This window comes from Acinetobacter sp. F9, from assembly GCF_019195275.1.
Lineage (GTDB): Bacteria > Pseudomonadota > Gammaproteobacteria > Pseudomonadales > Moraxellaceae > Acinetobacter > Acinetobacter pseudolwoffii.
Genome location: NZ_CP078068.1, coordinates 960,033 through 977,476, shown reverse-complemented (window position 1 = coordinate 977,476; position 17,444 = coordinate 960,033). Strand labels below are relative to the sequence as shown.

At 41.3% G+C, this 17,444-nt stretch carries 16 protein-coding genes and 2 tRNA genes; 12 read left to right on the top strand and 6 right to left on the bottom strand.

Features of this window, described 5'->3' with window-relative positions; translation table 11 throughout:
• Nucleotides 1-4: 4 nt before the first annotated feature.
• Together cysN and KT990_RS04780 are read left to right on the top strand one after the other, a co-directional pair.
• Complete coding sequence (cysN, locus tag KT990_RS04785) at nucleotides 5-1,618, top strand: sulfate adenylyltransferase subunit CysN (protein WP_218209243.1); 1,614 nt, start codon at nucleotides 5-7, stop codon at nucleotides 1,616-1,618.
• Nucleotides 1,619-1,763: 145 nt separating this feature from the next.
• Nucleotides 1,764-2,036, top strand: a complete 273-nt coding sequence (locus tag KT990_RS04780; RefSeq protein ID WP_004279462.1) for a hypothetical protein — start codon at nucleotides 1,764-1,766, stop codon at nucleotides 2,034-2,036.
• 69 nt (nucleotides 2,037-2,105) lie between these two features.
• Here KT990_RS04780 and KT990_RS04775 read toward each other — a convergent pair whose 3' ends face one another.
• Nucleotides 2,106-2,450 (bottom strand): thioredoxin family protein, encoded by a 345-nt coding sequence (locus KT990_RS04775; protein ID WP_004646305.1) that lies wholly within the window; start codon nucleotides 2,448-2,450, stop codon nucleotides 2,106-2,108.
• A gap of 130 nt (nucleotides 2,451-2,580) precedes the next feature.
• Here KT990_RS04775 and KT990_RS04770 point away from each other — a divergent pair, with 130 nt between their 5' ends.
• From KT990_RS04770 to KT990_RS04760, 3 genes are all read left to right on the top strand, one after another.
• Nucleotides 2,581-3,573 (top strand): NAD(P)H-quinone oxidoreductase, encoded by a 993-nt coding sequence (locus KT990_RS04770; RefSeq protein WP_218209242.1) that lies wholly within the window; start codon nucleotides 2,581-2,583, stop codon nucleotides 3,571-3,573.
• Between the two features lie 215 nt (nucleotides 3,574-3,788).
• Complete coding sequence (locus KT990_RS04765; protein WP_004646307.1) at nucleotides 3,789-3,992, top strand: hypothetical protein; 204 nt, start codon at nucleotides 3,789-3,791, stop codon at nucleotides 3,990-3,992.
• A gap of 153 nt (nucleotides 3,993-4,145) precedes the next feature.
• A complete protein-coding gene (locus KT990_RS04760) occupies nucleotides 4,146-5,048 on the top strand; it encodes a helix-turn-helix transcriptional regulator (RefSeq protein WP_071850596.1) in 903 nt (300 codons plus the stop codon).
• Nucleotides 5,049-5,199: 151 nt separating this feature from the next.
• Here KT990_RS04760 and KT990_RS04755 read toward each other — a convergent pair.
• Together KT990_RS04755 and KT990_RS04750 are read right to left on the bottom strand one after the other, a co-directional pair.
• Nucleotides 5,200-5,285, bottom strand: a tRNA-Leu gene (locus KT990_RS04755).
• A gap of 10 nt (nucleotides 5,286-5,295) precedes the next feature.
• Nucleotides 5,296-5,369 (bottom strand) — tRNA-Cys (locus tag KT990_RS04750).
• A 153-nt stretch (nucleotides 5,370-5,522) separates the two neighbouring features.
• On the opposite strand from KT990_RS04750, the gene folD reads away from it, so the two are divergent.
• Both folD and KT990_RS04740 read left to right on the top strand, forming a co-directional pair.
• Nucleotides 5,523-6,371, top strand: a complete 849-nt coding sequence (folD, locus tag KT990_RS04745) for a bifunctional methylenetetrahydrofolate dehydrogenase/methenyltetrahydrofolate cyclohydrolase FolD (RefSeq protein ID WP_004646309.1) — start codon at nucleotides 5,523-5,525, stop codon at nucleotides 6,369-6,371.
• A gap of 135 nt (nucleotides 6,372-6,506) precedes the next feature.
• Nucleotides 6,507-7,175, top strand: a complete 669-nt coding sequence (locus KT990_RS04740; protein ID WP_218209241.1) for a class I SAM-dependent methyltransferase — start codon at nucleotides 6,507-6,509, stop codon at nucleotides 7,173-7,175.
• A 61-nt stretch (nucleotides 7,176-7,236) separates the two neighbouring features.
• Here KT990_RS04740 and KT990_RS04735 read toward each other — a convergent pair whose 3' ends face one another.
• Nucleotides 7,237-7,659, bottom strand: a complete 423-nt coding sequence (locus KT990_RS04735; protein WP_159138049.1) for a hypothetical protein — start codon at nucleotides 7,657-7,659, stop codon at nucleotides 7,237-7,239.
• Nucleotides 7,660-7,794: 135 nt separating this feature from the next.
• The gene (locus tag KT990_RS04730) at nucleotides 7,795-9,624 is read right to left on the bottom strand and encodes a phosphoenolpyruvate carboxykinase (GTP) (protein ID WP_005096308.1); all 1,830 of its coding nucleotides are present in this window, start codon (nucleotides 9,622-9,624) and stop codon (nucleotides 7,795-7,797) included.
• 415 nt (nucleotides 9,625-10,039) lie between these two features.
• On the opposite strand from KT990_RS04730, the gene KT990_RS04725 reads away from it, so the two are divergent.
• The 4 genes from KT990_RS04725 to groL all read left to right on the top strand — a co-directional run bounded on the left by KT990_RS04725 (nucleotide 10,040) and on the right by groL (nucleotide 13,892).
• Complete coding sequence (locus KT990_RS04725) at nucleotides 10,040-10,978, top strand: diacylglycerol/lipid kinase family protein (protein ID WP_159138047.1); 939 nt, start codon at nucleotides 10,040-10,042, stop codon at nucleotides 10,976-10,978.
• Complete coding sequence (locus KT990_RS04720) at nucleotides 10,959-11,735, top strand: metallophosphoesterase family protein (RefSeq protein ID WP_005096310.1); 777 nt, start codon at nucleotides 10,959-10,961, stop codon at nucleotides 11,733-11,735. Before KT990_RS04725 ends, KT990_RS04720 begins: the two co-directional genes overlap by 20 nt.
• 168 nt (nucleotides 11,736-11,903) lie before the next feature.
• Entirely contained in the window at nucleotides 11,904-12,191 is a 288-nt protein-coding gene (locus KT990_RS04715; protein ID WP_005096311.1) for a co-chaperone GroES, read from the top strand.
• Nucleotides 12,192-12,257: 66 nt separating this feature from the next.
• On the top strand, nucleotides 12,258-13,892 hold the full coding sequence (groL, locus tag KT990_RS04710; RefSeq protein ID WP_005096312.1) for a chaperonin GroEL: 1,635 nt from the start codon (nucleotides 12,258-12,260) through the stop codon (nucleotides 13,890-13,892).
• Between the two features lie 430 nt (nucleotides 13,893-14,322).
• Here groL and KT990_RS04705 read toward each other — a convergent pair whose 3' ends face one another.
• The gene (locus KT990_RS04705) at nucleotides 14,323-14,700 is read right to left on the bottom strand and encodes a hypothetical protein (protein WP_180077226.1); all 378 of its coding nucleotides are present in this window, start codon (nucleotides 14,698-14,700) and stop codon (nucleotides 14,323-14,325) included.
• 522 nt (nucleotides 14,701-15,222) lie between these two features.
• On the opposite strand from KT990_RS04705, the gene KT990_RS04700 reads away from it, so the two are divergent.
• A complete protein-coding gene (locus KT990_RS04700; RefSeq protein ID WP_218209240.1) occupies nucleotides 15,223-17,415 on the top strand; it encodes a YadA-like family protein in 2,193 nt (730 codons plus the stop codon).
• Nucleotides 17,416-17,444: the final 29 nt, after the last annotated feature.

The following is a 17,444-nucleotide window of genomic DNA, read 5'->3' as shown; positions in this document are numbered from 1 at the left end:
GGCAATGTCTCATCAATCAGAACTGATTAGCCAAGATATTTTGGGCTATTTGAAACAACATGAAAATAAAGACCTGTTGCGTTTCCTGACTTGCGGTAACGTAGATGATGGTAAATCGACTCTAATTGGTCGACTGCTTTACGATTCAAAATTGATTTATGAAGATCAATTGCAAGCCGTCACCCGTGACTCGAAAAAAGTCGGTACCACAGGCGATGCACCTGACTTGGCACTTCTGGTAGATGGTCTGCAGGCAGAACGTGAGCAGGGCATTACCATTGATGTCGCCTATCGTTATTTCTCGACTGAAAAGCGTAAGTTCATCATTGCCGATACTCCGGGACATGAGCAGTACACCCGTAACATGGCAACAGGTGCATCGACCTGCGACCTTGCGATTATCTTGATTGATGCGCGTTATGGTGTGCAAACTCAAACCCGTCGTCATACCTTTATTGCAAGCTTACTTGGTATTAAAAATATTGTTGTTGCGATCAACAAGATGGACCTGGTGGACTTCTCTGAAGCCCGCTTCAATGAAATTCAGGCAGAATATGCAGCATTCGTTGCGCAGTTGGGTGATCGTAAACCATCGAACATCATCTTTACGCCAATTTCTGCATTGAATGGCGATAACGTGGTGAACAAGTCCGCCAATACACCGTGGTACACCGGTGAAACATTGATGGGTACGCTTGAGTCGGTAGAAATTAACCGTACTTCGGCAAAAGCAGATTTTCGTTTTCCTGTGCAATATGTCAACCGTCCAAACCTCGATTTCCGTGGTTTCTGCGGCACGATTGCACTTGGTGATATCAACGTTGGCGATACCGTAACGGCTTTACCATCAGGTAAATCATCAACAGTAAAAGAAATCGTTACTTTTGATGGCAATCTTGAGCATGCTGTTGCAGGTCAAGCGGTGACTTTAACACTCAACGATGAAATTGATATTTCACGTGGTAACGTATTAATTCGTGCCGATCAAGCGGTTCCAAATATTTCTCGTTCAGTTCAAGCGACTGTGGTGTGGATGGCGGATCAAGCGCTGGTGATTGGCAAGCTGTACAACATTAAGATTGGTACACAGACTGTTCCTGCAAAAGTGACAGCGATTCATTACCGTACCAACGTCAACACACTGGAGAAAGTTCAGGTCGAAAATCTTGAGCTGAATGCGATTGCCAATGTGACTGTTGAATTTGATGCGCCCGTGGTCTTTGATCGTTATCAAGACAGCCGTTATACCGGTTCATTTATCTTTATTGATCGTTTAAATAACGTGACGATTGGTGCAGGTATGGTGGAAGAATCAGTTGAATGGTCTGCACATGATGAGCCTGTGACTGCTGAAGTGCGTGCTGCGCGTTTGGGTCAAAAACCTGCTGCGCTGACTGTCTCGGCAAAAGCTTTAGAAAATGCTCAGGCGCTAGAAAGCTTGCTGATTCAGCAAGGGATCGTTGCTATTGCTAAAGCAGGTTTGAATGCGGAGCAGGTTGCACTGGTTCGTGAAACAGGTGTGGTTGTGATTACCGATGCTGCAGGTACAGACACGACTTTAACTGCTGAAGCAGTTGAAGAGCTTGCTGAGAAGATTGTGGAATTGGTTCGTCTATAAGACTGGGCTGATTTGAAGAAACCCGCTGAAAAGCGGGTTTTTTATTGCCTAAATTTTGATTGCATGAAAATCATTCGATTAGTCAAAATGTGATCTTTCAATTTACTAGTCAATTAATACAATACTCCCTAGATTTGGGGAATATATGAAAAAATTAATATTGCTGGCTGGCTTGTGTGTGGCTTTTGGAGCTGAAGCCAAACAGAGCAGCCAAAGCGTTGAAGCAATCAAGCAAAAAATAATCCAGCAGTCGATTGAGAATTATCCGGGAAATTGTCCGTGTCCTTACAATACTGCAAGTAATGGTAGTCGTTGTGGTAAGCGTAGTGCTTATAATCGTGCAGGCGGATATGCGCCGCTGTGTTATCCGGAAGATGTGAGTGATCGAATGGTAAAGGAATATAAAGGGCGTAGTTAATTAAAGGCTCCGTATTTAGATAGTGAGCTAAAAGAAATATTTTTGTTAGATTTGGCTTCACATGGGTAATTATTCATAAGAATCATTGAGGACTAAGGCCAGAATTGCTTTCATTTCGGTTAAACTTTTCACGCCTGCAATCCTTTTAATAATTTCTCCATTTCTAAAAATAAGCGTAGAAGGCAAACCATAGGCATTATAGCGCAAGGTTAAAATCGGAGACTGATCCACATTGATCTTGCCAAATTTAACTTCAGGATTTACCTCAGCATAGTATGTCGCCAGTTCGGCAAAGACCGGAAAATTCTGAACACAGGGCTTGCACCAGTCTGCATAAAAGCGAATCACGGCAAAACCTTCAAACCACTCAAAATCACTGTAATTGTTTTCGTTATATTCGATCACTTGGGTCATGGTTGGCCTATTATCAATTTCCTGAATAGTCCCCCGATTATACATAAGTCCGATGTAGCTTCATTCCTCATGTTAACTATGTTCAAATAAGTCCAAGATATATGAAATGCATAGATTAGGGAAAGAAATCATGTCGCAACAAACCATGCAGCAAGTCATTATTACAGAACCAGGTGGTGTCGATAAACTCGCTTATGAAACGGTGACTTTACCTGAACCTAAAGCAGATGAAGTTCTGGTGAAAGTTCATGCCTTTGGTATTAACCGTCCAGATATCCTGCAGCGTCAAGGCTTATATCCGATGCCGAAAGGGGTAACGCCAGTTCCTGGCCTGGAAGTGGCAGGTGAGGTGGTTGCGATTGGTAGTGATGTAAGTCAGTTTAAAGTTGGTGATCAAGTCTGTGGTTTGACCAATGGTGGCGGTTATGCTGAATATTGCGTCATACCTGAAAGCCAGACCTTGAATATTCCTGAAGGCGTAAGTTTTGTACAGGCAGCGGCCATTCCTGAAACTTTCTTTACTGTATGGGCGAACGTGTTCCAGATGGGTAAGGCCAAAGCAGGGGAAACTGTACTGGTACATGGTGGAACGAGCGGGATTGGTACGACTGCTTTAATGTTATGTAAATCACTCGGAATCAAAACTTTTGCAACTGTCGGTTCAGATGAAAAAGTTGCGGCTATTTCTGATTTAACCACGGCTATTAATTATAAAACTCAGGACTTTGAGCAAGTTATTAATGAAGCCACTGACAATGGTGGTGTCGATGTCATTTTAGATATGGTCGGTGCACCATATTTAGAGCGTAATTTGAATTTGTTGCGCCGTGATGGACGTCTGGTCTATATCGCTTTCTTGGGTGGTGCCAAGGCCAAAGAAGTCAAACTGGGTCAAATCATGATGAAACGTCTGACCATTACCGGTTCGACCATGCGTGCACGCAGCACGGCTGAAAAAGCGGAAATTGCACAAGGCCTGAAAGAGCAGATTGTACCATTGTGGGCAAAAGGCGAATGTCTCCCGATGATCTATAAAACGTTTAAGTTCGATCAGATTCAGGATGCCCATGCCACAATGGATACTGGAGAGCATGTGGGTAAAGTTGTAGTTGAAATTATTTAATACGAGATAAGTGATTCAAAAAAAGCCAGTAATTTTACTGGCTTTTTTTAATTTTAAGTAAAATATTATTACAAATAAATATATAAAATCTTGAATAAAAATTAAAAAATGTTAACTGTTCGACACAACCTGTCAATTATGACACGTAAATTGCATGTATAGATAATTCCGACCAAATGGTTAAACATTCACATGAATGTGAGAGGGAAAATAAGATGAAAATTATTTCAACAGCATATAGTTCAAAACATAGTTTAAGAGCATTACGACGTATTCATAAAATGATTATTCGCGGAACCATCAGCTGGGTAGAGTTACATAAAATGTATCGGGCGATGCTGCATCTGGAGCGTTATATAGAAAGATTAACAATACAAAATCGTCATTCAAGCAAGAAAGCATCCAGAAAATCCAAATAAGATCTTGTATGTTTAGGGTGAATAAAGGGTCAAGATCTGATGCAAAAAAATATCTTAGACTTTGTCCTAATATTATTCATTGATCGGCATTCAGTATAATCATTCAACATCTAGCGATAAATAAGTACATGAGAATGTATTAAGTGGGGATTTATGAAGCGCCCAGCTTCAACACATGAGCGTCTTGCAGAGCGTTTAGCCAGAATTTTGACCAAATTAAACGTCGGATATCAACTCCGGGCTGCAGAGCTAGCTGCAGAATTTCAGGTCAGCACCCGCACCATTGAGCGTGATTTTGATCGTCTAGGCTCTTACTTACCCTTACTTCAAGATGAACAGAAACGATATTATCTGGAACCCTCTTATTTAGGGCGGTTTAAATTGCAGGATATCCAGACTTTTGCCCAGCTTTCGGGGATCAGTGAGTTGTATCCGGCGTTGGATATGTCTTTTATGCGTGAACTGCTGGATGAGCGGGCAAATCAGGTATTTTCGGCAAAAGGCTATTATTTTGAAGATGCCAAACAGTTTGCCGAACATTTCAAGTTGCTTGCAAGCGCAATCTATAAACGTCAGCAGGTTGAGTTGCAATATTCAGATCAATTGCGAATCATTAAGCCTTATCGCTTGATTCACCATCATGGTATCTGGTATCTGGTGGGCGTAGATCAGGACAAGTTGCGCACTTATCGCTTAAGTCAGGTGCAACAGCTCAAGCTGGTTTCTAAGGCGGAGAGCTTTGCGCATGATCCTGAAATACTGAAAATGCTGGCAGATGAAGACAGCATCTGGTTTGGGCAGCAAAAGCAGCAAGTCTTAATCAGGGTACAACCTGAAGTCACGGTCTTTTTTAAAGAGCGCCGTTTATTTCCAGAACAGCAGATCGAGCAGGAAGCCGAGACTGGAGAGTTAGTGATCAGTTGCCAGATTCGTCACGAAATGCAGTTGTTGCCTTTGGTGCGTTACTGGTTGCCCTATGTGAAAATTATTGAGCCGATTCATTTTCAGCAGAAACTGGAACAGGATTTGCAAGGATATTTACGTTCTGCTGGATGATATTGAGAAAGCAGAGCAGGAGGGCCTGATTAATGATGACACTTTAAATGGGAATTTAATTTACTTATTTTTTGACTAACTAAATTACAGACATAAAAAAACCAGCTTTCGCTGGGTTCTTTATTTGCACCATCTTTCTATAGTAGAAGAATGGTGCCCGAGGCCAGACTCGAACTGGCACGCTTTGTGGGCGGGGGATTTTAAATCCCCTGTGTCTACCGATTTCACCACTCGGGCTTTAACAAGATGGAGGCGGAGGTCGGAATCGAACCGGCGTCCACGGAGTTGCAGTCCGCTGCATGACCACTCTGCCACCCCGCCGCGTCTTGTTGATGCGTATATTAGCAAGCTCAGAAAAAAAAACAATAGTGTATTCATCTGTATGCGCATAAAAACATCATCTGGCGGAAAATATTTAAATTATTCATGTAGAATGTGCAAAATTGATTCATATCAACACTTGGGAGAAGTGCCGTGGCATTAGTTCTAGACGGTCGTGCATTGGCGAAGCAAATTGAAGCTGACTTGTTTACTCGCGTAGAAGCGCTGAAAGCAAAATCAGGTCGTACTCCAATTCTTGCGACGATTTTGGTAGGTGACGATGGTGCATCTGCAACTTATGTTCGCATGAAAGGCAATGCCTGCCGCCGTGTTGGTATGGATTCACTCAAAGTGGAACTTCCTAAAGAAACCACAACTGAAGAATTATTGGCTGAAATTGAAAAATTAAATGCCAATCCTGATGTGCACGGTATTCTGCTTCAGCACCCGGTTCCTGCGCAAATTGATGAGCGTGCCTGTTTCGATGCAATCTCGCTTGAAAAAGACGTAGATGGTGTCACTTGCCTGGGCTATGGTCGTATGGCAATGGGTGAGGCAGCCTATGGTTCAGCGACGCCTGCCGGGATCATGACGATTCTGAAAGAGAACAACATTGAAATCGCGGGTAAACATGCGGTAGTTGTAGGTCGTTCTGCAATTTTGGGTAAACCAATGGCTGCGATGCTGCTAGAAGCGAATGCAACCGTAACCATTTGCCATTCACGTACTCAAGATCTTGCAAGCTTTGTTAAGCAAGCAGATATCATTGTCGGTGCGGTAGGTAAAGCAGAATTAATTCAAAAAGACTGGATCAAACAAGGTGCAGTGGTTGTTGATGCTGGTTTCCATCCACGTGATGGCGGTGGGGTAGGTGATATCCAACTTGTTGGCATTGAAGAAATTGCTTCTGCTTACACACCAGTTCCGGGTGGTGTAGGTCCAATGACGATTACCACTTTAATCCGTCAAACGGTTGAAGCTGCTGAAAAAGCTTTAGGTTAATCAAATCCTCCCTAACCCTCCTTTTTCAAAGGAGGGAACTCTGATCACTATTTTTGGATGGAGTTTCCCCCTCTTTTTTAAAGAGGGGCTAGGGGAGATTCTTCAAAGACATTAATACTAATTAAAAGAAATCTAATGAGCTGCACCTTCCGACTCCCTCAAGCCCCAGAACATCTACTAAAAGCCTTGCATGATGTGATTCCACACTGTGAGCTACATGCACAGCAATTGCCGGATACACCCATTTCCCTGTGGCTGATTCCGCCAGTATTCCCAACAGATAAGCTGGATGATGAGGTGATTCGTCGCATTTGGAATGATACACCATACTGGATCTTTTGCTGGGCCTCAGGCTTGTCTATGGCTCAATGGCTATTGGCTGAACCACAGCATGTCAAAGACAAGGTGGTACTGGATTTTGGTGCGGGTTCGGGTGTAGTGGCGATCGCAGCGAAAATGGCAGGCGCAAAACGGGTGATTTGCTGTGATATCGACCAGATCAGTCTGGATGCATGTCGTGCCAATGCAGAGCTGAATAGTGTCGAGCTTGAATATCTGGATGATCTGTATAAGGCAGAGCAGCTAGATATTCTGTTAGCCGCAGATGTGCTCTATGATCAATGCAACCGTTTCTTCCTGGATGAATTTTTAAAATTCGCACCTGAAGTATGGGTAGCAGACAGTCGAGTCAAAAATTTTAGTCATCCAAAGTATATAAAGCTGGATGAACGTAGCGCGACGACCTGGCCAGACCTGGATGAATCACCAGAATTTCGTAATGTCAGTTTTTATAAAACACTTTGAATTTGAAAAATAAAAAGGGCAATAAGCCCTTTTTATTGTGTTGCTTTGAATATATCGGATATTAAGAACAAGTATAACGAATGACACGCATCGTGGTTGGGCGGGCGTCTAAGGCTTCGCGTGCACCGAGATTCTCGCTATTATATAGATCTGGGGTATTGCTTAAGCTGATTTGCGTGCGGCTATTACCTAATTGGCGGCCATATTGTTCCTGCTCCGCAAGTGGATTAGAAATTTCATTAGTGCTTAAAATCTGAATATTATAGGTTTTTGAACCGCCCAAAGTCTGTTGACAGGCTGCCTGCAATTTTCTTTCATCCTGATTAGGCCGTCCTGAAAGCGTATAGCTCAAGGTTGCTGTATTGCCTGAACGTTCCAGAATTTCATAGCCACTTTTTCCGTTGAACTGATGTGGTGCAGTCTGACACGCACTCAACATGAAGCTGCTTGCAGCCAGAGCTAAAATGACTGTTGTTCTTTTCATATTTATATTTCCTAAAGTCTTGCGCTAATTATGCCATAGTTTGCTTCAACTGCTGCTCTGGTCAATTGTGATCAATTGTTTATCCATTTAATAAAAAAGGCCGCTTACGCGACCTTTTTTGAATCAAATCAGCAATTAAGCAGATTTAACCGCAGCAATTAATTCTGCTTGACGTTGTTTTAACGCTTCTGGCAAACGACCACCAAGTTTGTCGAACAATTCAGTGTGGCTTTCAAGTTCTTTGATCCATTGATCTTTATCTTGAGCAGTCACAAGGTCAAATTGTTCTTTAGTAAAGTCAGAACCAGTCCAGTTCAACTGTTCATAAGTTGGAACGCGGCCAATTGGTGTGTCAACAGCAGTTGCACGACCTTCACAGCGGTCAATGATCCACTCAAGAACGCGCATGTTTTGACCGAAACCAGGCCATACGAAGTTGCCTTCAGCGTCACGACGGAACCAGTTCACGTTATAGATCCCAGGAAGTTTGTTGCCAGCAGCTTCAGCTTTCTCAGCAACTTGCTCGCCCATTTCTAACCAGTGCGTGAAGTAATCCGCCATGTTGTAGCCAGCGAAAGGAAGCATCGCGAACGGGTCACGACGAACAATACCTTGTTGACCAACAGCAGCAGCAGTGGTTTCAGAGCCCATGGTTGCAGCTTTGTAAACACCATCAACCCAGTCAAATGCTTCTGAAATTAGAGGCACTGTGTCCGCGCGGCGACCACCGAAGATGAACGCAGAAATTGGAACACCTGCTGGATTTTCCCAGTCAGCGTCAATCGAAGGGCATTGACCAGCAGCAACAGTGAAGCGAGCATTTGGATGCGCAGCTTTTTCTTCGCCAGTGTGAGGTTGACCTTTCCAGTTGGTCAGGTTAGCAGGTACTTCTTTAGAAAGACCTTCCCACCATACTTCGCCGTTGTCAGTTACAGCAACGTTGGTATAGATCACATCTTTAGTTAATGTTGCCATACAGTTCGGGTTGGTCTTGGTATTTGTACCCGGCGCTACACCGAAGAAACCAGCTTCAGGGTTGATGGCATATAAGCGACCATCTTCACCTGGTTTGATCCAAGCAATATCGTCACCTACAGTTTCAATTTTCCAGCCTTCGTAGCCCGCTGGTGGAATCAACATCGCGAAGTTGGTTTTACCACATGCAGATGGGAATGCCGCTGCGATATAGTGTTTTTCGCCTTGTGGATTGGTCACGCCAAGGATCAGCATGTGTTCAGCTAACCAGCCTTGTTGACGACCCATAAATGATGCAATACGTAAAGCCAGGCATTTTTTACCAAGCAATGCGTTACCGCCGTAACCAGAACCGTAAGACCAGATCTCACGAGTTTCTGGATAATGCACGATGTATTTTTCAGGGTTGCAAGGCCATGCAACGTCTTTTTCGCCTTGTTCTAGCGGAGCGCCCACAGTATGTACACATGGAACGTATTCGCCATCAGTACCTAGAACGTCATAAACAGCTTTACCCATGCGAGCCATTTTAGACATGCTTACAGCAACGTAAGGAGAATCTGTTAATTCGATACCGATGTGTGCAATATGAGAACCTAAAGGACCCATAGAGAAAGGCACAACGTACAAAGTACGACCTTTCATAGAACCGTCAAACAAACCGTTGAGGCGAGCACGCATTTCAGCAGGTGCTTCCCAGTTGTTGGTTGCGCCAGCGTCTTCTTTGTTTTCAGAGCAAATGTAAGTACGACCTTCAACACGAGCAACGTCAGAAGGATCAGAATTCGCAAGATAAGAACCAGGATGAGTTTCTTGATTCAGTGCTTGCATTGTGCCGTTAGCGATCATCAAGTCGATATAACGTTGATATTCTTCTGCGCTACCGTCACACCATTCAATTTTTGCTGGTTTTGTTAATTTAGCAATCTCTTCCACCCAAGCAATAAGCTTAGGGTGACGAACGAATTCTGGTGCGTTCACTTGGGTCATGGTGAGGCCTATCTCAAATGTGTACAAAAAGGATGTACAAAGTACAATCCGAGCAATAAAAATGTTGCCCGGATGATATATGAAAAAAAGTGGCTGTATTAAAGCATAAAATGATAAAAAAAATAAGACCAAAGAAGCACTAGATTTCTTTTGGCATATAATGCTATTTTATTTGTAAATATAATGAAAACAATAAGATAAAACTAAATATTTGAATTGTCTTGGTTATTTATTTTAATTATGAATAGTATTTATTTTAAAAATTATTAATAAAATCAGTTTATTAATTTTATAGCACGTCTCATATTCGTTATTGATTAAATAAATGGTTGCCATTTGAATTTTACATAAAGCTACTGTTAATTGTCTATGAATTGGACAAAATGCCAATAGGCTTCATAAAGTTGTGCGAAAAATGTCTAATCAATCTAAACCCTTATCGCTTATTTATAATCATAATGCTGGTTTTCGCATACAAGGGCCAGAAGGGATCTATGAACAACTGACTGAAATATTTTCAGCGCAAGGTTATCAGACTAAAGCTTATGAAATCAATGATTCACAGCAATTTGATCACGTTATGGCGGAGGTGTTGACACGACATTTAGCGTCGGATGAAGCAGGTATCGTGGTGGCAGCAGGTGGGGATGGTACTTTAAATACAGTCGCCAAACATTTATTGAATACGCAAATTTCTGTTGGAATTTTACCCTTGGGTACTTTTAATTATGTAGCCAGATTATTAGATATTCCCTTGGATTTAATTGAAGCCGCTAAAGTGATTGCCACGGGACAATCTAAACGTATCAATGTAGCCCAAATTAATCAGGATATTTATCTGAATAATGCCAGTTTGGGTCTGTATCCCTTATTTATCAAAAAACGTGAAGATTATAACCGGCGGTTTGGTCGATTGCCGTTACATGCCTATACTTCCGCACTGGATGTGCTGATTCGCGACCGTAAGGAACTGAAACTGGAAATCTGGGTAGATCACAAGAAATATCCGGTAAAAACACCGCTGATCTTTTTTGGCAACAATCCCTTGCAACTGGCAGATATGAAAATGCAGATTGCCAAAGCAGCAGAGCAGGGTAAAGTCGCAGGAGTGGTGGTTTCTAAAAGTGATAAGCTAACTTTATTTAAGCTTGTGTATCAGTTGGTTCGTGGCAAGATTGATCAGGCTTCGGATGTTTACAGTTTTGCTGCCGATCAAGTCCGTATCGAATCTAGATCCAAGAAATTGATGGTGGCGATTGATGGCGAAATCGTAGAAATGGCGCCGCCCCTCAATATTTCTGTTTTAAAAAACAGCCTGAGTGTAAGGGTGCCGCATGATCCTGCATCTGTCTGATCTGCATTTTGGGACAGAAAAACCCGAGTGTTTAGAGGCAATTCGACAGTTCTGTCAGACTCATCCTCTGGAAGCGGTCGTCGTCAGTGGTGATCTGACCCAACGCGCACGTTTAAGCCAGTTTTTGGCCTGTAAACGGTTTTTAGATCAGCTTGAGACACCTTATCTGGTAATTCCGGGTAATCATGATATTCCGCTCTATCATTTATGGAATCGGCTGTTCAATCCATTTACCCGTTATCAGCTTTTTTTTGGTGAACTTGAACCCACACTTGAAACAGACAACTTTTATCTGGTGGGGGTGAACTCAATCCGGCGCCGCTATCACACCAAAGGGCATTTATCGCTTGAGCAGATTCAGCGTATTGATCGGAAATTAGGCCAAGCGCCTTCTTCCAAATTAAAAATTATTGTCAGCCATCAACCGTTCTATGTGCCTTTTCAAAATAAGCGCGGTTTTAAGGATAGTCCATTGATGGCCAAAATTGCTTTAGAGGCTTGGGCAGCACATGGCCTGTTTGCAGTCTTGCATGGACATCTGCATCAACCTGCGGTTTATGATTTGAACCTGATCTTTGAGTTGGGGGCAGATCATCCTGTTTATGATGTACATGCAGGTACTTCAGCCTCGCATCGGCTACATAAAAAAGAGCCAAATAGTTTTAATCTGATTGATGCATCAGGAAAAATTTCCCAGTATTTATTCGATGATGTGACCCAGTCCTTTCTGTTAAAGCCTGATATGTTGAATAAATAGACGAAAAATCAGTATTCGTTAAAAAAAAGCAATTTTTTTTCATTTTTGCCCTTGAAGCGTTTTATTCCATCTCCATAAAAGTGACATCAAAAATTTTTGATGATGACCCATGGAATAATTAAGTCGTCATCAGTGACCTAAAAAAGACTTAGTCTGATGGAGTTAAATATGAGCAACATTCGTCCATTACATGACCGCGTTGTTATTCGTCGTGTTGAAGAAGAAACTAAAACAGCTGGCGGTATTTTACTTCCTGGTTCTGCTGCAGAAAAACCAGCTCAAGGTGAAATCATTGCTGTAGGTAATGGTCAAATCACTGACAATGGTGTACGTGCGCTAGATGTAAAAGTTGGCGATAAAGTATTGTTCGGTACGTATGCGGGTACAACTGTGAAAGTTGACGGCGAAGAACTTCTTATTATGAAAGAATCTGACATTTTAGCGGTATTTGCTTAATTTCCGTTTAAAGTCGTCTTATGTTCATCAGAATTTAAAAGATATTAAAAGTATTTGGAGTCAAAAATGTCAGCTAAAGACGTAAAATTTGGTGATTCAGCGCGCAGCAAAATGATTGCTGGTGTGAATATCCTTGCAGATGCAGTGAAAGTAACACTAGGTCCTAAAGGCCGTAACGTTGTGATCGACCGTTCTTTCGGTGCGCCACACATCACCAAAGATGGTGTAACGGTTGCCAAAGAAATCACCCTAAAAGATAAATTCGAAAATATGGGTGCTCAGCTGGTTCGAGAAGTTTCTTCAAAAACCAATGACATCGCAGGTGACGGTACAACCACTGCAACTGTATTGGCTCAAGCAATTTTGAACGAAGGCATCAAGTCCGTTACAGCGGGTATGAACCCAATGGACTTGAAACGCGGTATCGATATCGCTGTTAAATCTTTGGTTGCTGAAATTAAAGCAACTGCTCAACCTGCGTCTGATTCTAAAGCGATTGAACAAGTCGGTTCGATCTCTGCAAACTCTGACACCACTGTAGGTAAACTGATTGCGCAAGCAATGGAAAAAGTGGGCAAAGAAGGTGTCATTACTGTAGAAGAAGGTTCAGGCTTTGAAGATTCTCTAGATGTGGTAGAGGGTATGCAGTTTGACCGCGGTTACATCTCGCCATACTTCGCAAACAAGCAAGACACGCTAACTGCGGAGCTTGAAAATCCGTTCATTCTTCTGGTTGACAAAAAAATCAGCAACATTCGTGAGTTGATCACAGTGCTTGAAGCTGTTGCAAAAACTGGTAAACCGCTTTTGATCATCGCTGAAGATGTTGAAGGCGAAGCGTTGGCAACTTTGGTTGTCAACAACATGCGCGGCATCATCAAAGTATGTGCAGTAAAAGCGCCTGGTTTTGGTGATCGTCGTAAAGCGATGCTGCAAGACATCGCGATCTTGACTGGCGGTACGGTGATTTCTGAAGAAATTGGCATGCAGCTAGATCAAACTGCACTTGAACATTTAGGTACTGCACATAAAGTGACTGTATCTAAAGAAAACACAGTGATTGTGGATGGTGCGGGTAATGCAGGTCAAATTTCTGAACGTGTTCAGCAAATCCGTGCGCAAATTGAAGAATCTACGTCTGAATATGACAAAGAAAAACTTCAAGAACGTGTTGCTAAATTGGCAGGCGGTGTTGCAGTGATCAAAATCGGTGCTGCGACTGAAGTTGAAATGAAAGAGAAGAAAGACCGTGTAGACGATGCCCTTCATGCAACGCGTGCTGCGGTTGAAGAAGGTGTGGTTGCAGGTGGTGGTGTTGCACTGGTACGTGCAGCGAAAGTATTGGATAACGTAACTGGCGCGAATGATGACCAAAACGTAGGTATCAACATTCTACGTCGTGCGATTGAAGCGCCGCTTCGTCAAATCGTATCGAATGCGGGTGATGAGCCTTCAGTGGTGATCAATGCTGTGAAAAATGGCGAAGGCAACTTCGGTTATAACGCGGCAACAGGTGTTTATGGCGATATGCTCGAAATGGGTATTCTTGACCCAGCAAAAGTAACGCGTTCAGCACTTGAGCATGCTGCTTCTGTTGCTGCTTTAATGCTGACAACTGAATGCATGATCACTGATATCCCGGAAGACAAACCTGCAATGCCTGATATGGGCGGCATGGGTGGAATGGGCGGCATGATGTAATTCATGTTGATCATTTGATCTTGAAAAATCCCTACCTCAGGTAGGGATTTTTTTTATTTCTTGATAAAAAAGTACGATTTCAATAAAAAATAGAGTAAAATTTGAGACATAAGTTTGATCTAGATTAAAAAATGCAAACAGGGTATCATTTTTTATTAAAAAATTGATTAATGTTTATTTTTGTAACATTTGATCTTGGAATATATAAATTTTTGATTTATGATTTAATCAAAATATAATTGATGTGCGGCTATATGAACAGTACAGTTATAAATAATGAGGGGAAAAGTTCAGAGGATCATTCTGAACTGGTATTGATTAGTAAATGTGAATTAAAGTCTTTATACCGAAAATTAAAGGAATATGAAGATCGTTTACGGAGGTATGAGCATGAGCATAAAAAAATTTTAGCTTATTTCACGTATAAAAATTACAATTGATTTAACTCATCAATCAACTTTTTAATGATATCTTTATGATGATTTTTTAAAGCGCGAAACTTCAGATAATAGTCTAGATCTCCAATATCATGTTCTGAAATCTGAGCACTCGGACTAATATCCTGGTCTCCAAATCTTAGCCATTGATTAGATACATTTAGCCAGATTGCTAAAATAGAAAGTTTATCTTGGCTAGGGATGGCCTTACCTAATAACCAGTTATTTGCAGATTGTACTGAAATTGGGCTGCCGTCATAACGGTGATTGAATTCCCTAGATAAAAAAGTAGGGCTAATAGGGTGTGCAGCATCCAGTAAAGCTTGTTTCAATCGTTCAGCAAATAATTTTTTTTCTTGTTGATTGCTCATAAATTAAGTTCTCTCTTTCTATCTCATCATACACTTTATAAGTTTTATCTTAAAAATGTATTTAAAATACTACAATGATTTTAAGAGCATAATTTTAAGAAAACTCGACTCATATTTCAATTGTAACAAAGTTTTTTAGCCTATCTTGTTGTAATTATTTGTAATTATTATTTGTTTCTATATTTTATGTTGAGTTTAGCTTAATACAAATATCAGGTAATCAATCTGTTAATTAATCAAGGTTACTTTATCACTTTTTTATTTTTAAATCTCTATTTAAAACATAAGTTTAAGCTTTTTTTTCTAACTTTTTTGAACTAAAATCAATTTTAAATTTAAAAATAAATCAAATATTGATTGATATATTTGTTTCGTTTTGTATATTATTGCCTCAGGACCGCTCTAGCAGCGGTAGGGGGTGGATGGCAATCTCCAGAACAACCAGACATTCAACTCAGTTTTGCTGGTTTACATCAATCCTAGGGTAAACCAGTCTTTTTATAAAAATTGAAGGAAACTCGTATGAAGCTTCAAACAGCATTTAAACTTTCGGCTTTAGCAGCTGCGCTAAGTGTTTCAGTACCTGTAATGGCCGCAGTACAGATTAATGGTAATGCTACATCTGGTGGTGGTGGTCCTGGTGCAGCAGTTACCACAAATTTTGGCAGCAGTGGAATTACATTGAATGGTAATACTAATGTTAATGGTAATACTAATGTTACTGGTAGTTTGACGGTTAGTGGTACAAATGTAATTGATGCAATTGTTGCTAAAGCTAGTACAGCTGCACTTAATAATGAAATTTTGGCTCGTACACAGGGTGACAACGCTATTACAGCTGCACTTAATGATGAAATTTCAGCTCGTGAAGATGGTGACACCGCTATCCGTGATGAAATTGCGGCGGGTATAACAACAGGTTCACTAGAAGTAAATGGTCCAGTAAATGTTAATACAACTGAAAGTGATGTTAATTTTAATATTGTTAATGGCAACTTTAATGTTAATGCTGTTAACAGTGAAGAATTACAAGTTACACCAACACAACAAGGTTCCACTTTCCAAGTTGATACTTTAGGTGAACCAGATAGTACATTACCAATTGCTTATACAGATAGTTATACACGTGGGGTTGAACAATCTGAAACTACACAAGTTTACACTTCTGAAAAACTAGAATTTAACTCACAAACTATACGTGTTGATCAAGAACGTAAGGTTAATAAAACTGCTCAAGCAGTTTATGATGAAAATGGTGAATTTGTCGGTGTTAATAATGTCACTACTGAAGATGATACAGGTTATCAAAATGTAGATGAAGGTAAACTTCTATCTCAAGATAAAATCATTGTAGGTCGTGAAAATGCTGGAGATCTCAATGCCTTAACGATTCGCTCAACAACTCTAGATGCTAATAATCAACCGCAGACTACTGAGACTAAAGTAACAGCAACAGGTATTTCAACAGATGCCATTACACTTGCTGGTGAAGATTTAGCAACTACTCTTGCTGATGAATCTGCTCGTTTAGATCAAGCAATCGTTGATGGTGTTGCTGACGCTAAAGATTACACAGATACAACTGCTGCGACTTTACGTGATCAAGCTGCTACAGAATCTGCTCGTTTAGATGATCGTGTTGATGCAGTTGAATCATCTGTAACAGCACTTGATTCAAAAGTTGACACAGAAGTTGCACGTCTAGATAGTCGTGTAGATACAGTAGAAGCATCTGTAACAGCACTTGATTCAAAAGTTGACACAGAAGTTGCACGTCTAGATGGTCGTGTAGATACAGTAGAAGCATCTGTAACAGCACTTGACTCAAAAGTTGACACAGAAGTTAATCGTTTAGACGGTCGTGTAGATACAGTTGAATCATCTGTAACAGCACTGGATTCAAAAGTTGATACAGAAGTAGCTCGTTTAGATAGCGATATTGCAAATGCAAATGCTGCTGCAACTGCATATACAGATTCAACTGCACAAACTTTACGTGACGAAGCTGCTACTGAATCTGCTCGTTTAGATACTGCAATCGTTGCTGGTGTAACAGATGCTAACGATTACACAGATACAACTGCTGCAACTTTACGTGACGAAGCTGCTGCTGAATCTGCTCGTGTAAATACAGCAATTGTTGATGGTGATACGGCTACCTTAGCTGCTGCAAATGCAACTACTGCTTCAACTGCTGCAACTTTACGTGGTGAAGCTGCTGCTGAATCTGCTCGTGTAAATACAGCAATCGTTGATGGTGATGCGGTTACCTTAGCTGCTGCAAATGCAACTACTGCTTCAACTGCACAAACTTTACGTACTGAAGCTGCTGCTGAATCTGCTCGTGTAAATACAGCAATTGTTGACGGTGATGCTGCGACTTTAGCATCTGCAAATGCTTATACAAATACACAAGTAGCTAACGTAAATTCACGTATGAACCAGTTGAATTCACGTGTTGATGACGTAGAAAAAACTGCTTACCGTGGTATCGCTATTGCATTAGCGGCTCAACAACAAATTCCTAACATCGGTGCTGGTCAATTCGCTGTATTTGGCGGTGTAGGTCACTATGAAGGTGAGTCTGCTGGTGCCCTAGGTGTTGCAAGCGTGTTTGCTGATGGCCGTACTTCTGTAAGTGCTGCTCTTGGTTTCGCTGGCGGTAACGAAGTTGGTGGCCGTGTAGGTGTATCATACGTATTTGGCGGTAAATAATTACTCCTTATACTGACCTATAAAAAAAA

Bases quoted from the DNA above. Each gene is read 5' to 3' on its own strand.
- groL (WP_005096312.1), top strand. From the start codon at position 12,258: ATGTCAGCTAAAGACGTAAAATTTGGTGATTCAGCGCGCAGCAAAATG.
- KT990_RS04735 (WP_159138049.1), bottom strand. From the start codon at position 7,659: ATGAAAAGAACAACAGTCATTTTAGCTCTGGCTGCAAGCAGCTTCATG.
- KT990_RS04720 (WP_005096310.1), top strand. From the start codon at position 10,959: ATGATCCTGCATCTGTCTGATCTGCATTTTGGGACAGAAAAACCCGAG.
- KT990_RS04700 (WP_218209240.1), top strand. From the start codon at position 15,223: ATGAAGCTTCAAACAGCATTTAAACTTTCGGCTTTAGCAGCTGCGCTA.
- KT990_RS04760 (WP_071850596.1), top strand. From the start codon at position 4,146: ATGAAGCGCCCAGCTTCAACACATGAGCGTCTTGCAGAGCGTTTAGCC.
- KT990_RS04775 (WP_004646305.1), bottom strand. From the start codon at position 2,450: ATGACCCAAGTGATCGAATATAACGAAAACAATTACAGTGATTTTGAG.
- KT990_RS04715 (WP_005096311.1), top strand. From the start codon at position 11,904: ATGAGCAACATTCGTCCATTACATGACCGCGTTGTTATTCGTCGTGTT.
- KT990_RS04765 (WP_004646307.1), top strand. From the start codon at position 3,789: ATGAAAATTATTTCAACAGCATATAGTTCAAAACATAGTTTAAGAGCA.
- KT990_RS04730 (WP_005096308.1), bottom strand. From the start codon at position 9,624: ATGACCCAAGTGAACGCACCAGAATTCGTTCGTCACCCTAAGCTTATT.
- KT990_RS04740 (WP_218209241.1), top strand. From the start codon at position 6,507: ATGAGCTGCACCTTCCGACTCCCTCAAGCCCCAGAACATCTACTAAAA.
- KT990_RS04705 (WP_180077226.1), bottom strand. From the start codon at position 14,700: ATGAGCAATCAACAAGAAAAAAAATTATTTGCTGAACGATTGAAACAA.
- cysN (WP_218209243.1), top strand. From the start codon at position 5: ATGTCTCATCAATCAGAACTGATTAGCCAAGATATTTTGGGCTATTTG.
- KT990_RS04770 (WP_218209242.1), top strand. From the start codon at position 2,581: ATGTCGCAACAAACCATGCAGCAAGTCATTATTACAGAACCAGGTGGT.
- KT990_RS04780 (WP_004279462.1), top strand. From the start codon at position 1,764: ATGAAAAAATTAATATTGCTGGCTGGCTTGTGTGTGGCTTTTGGAGCT.
- KT990_RS04725 (WP_159138047.1), top strand. From the start codon at position 10,040: ATGTCTAATCAATCTAAACCCTTATCGCTTATTTATAATCATAATGCT.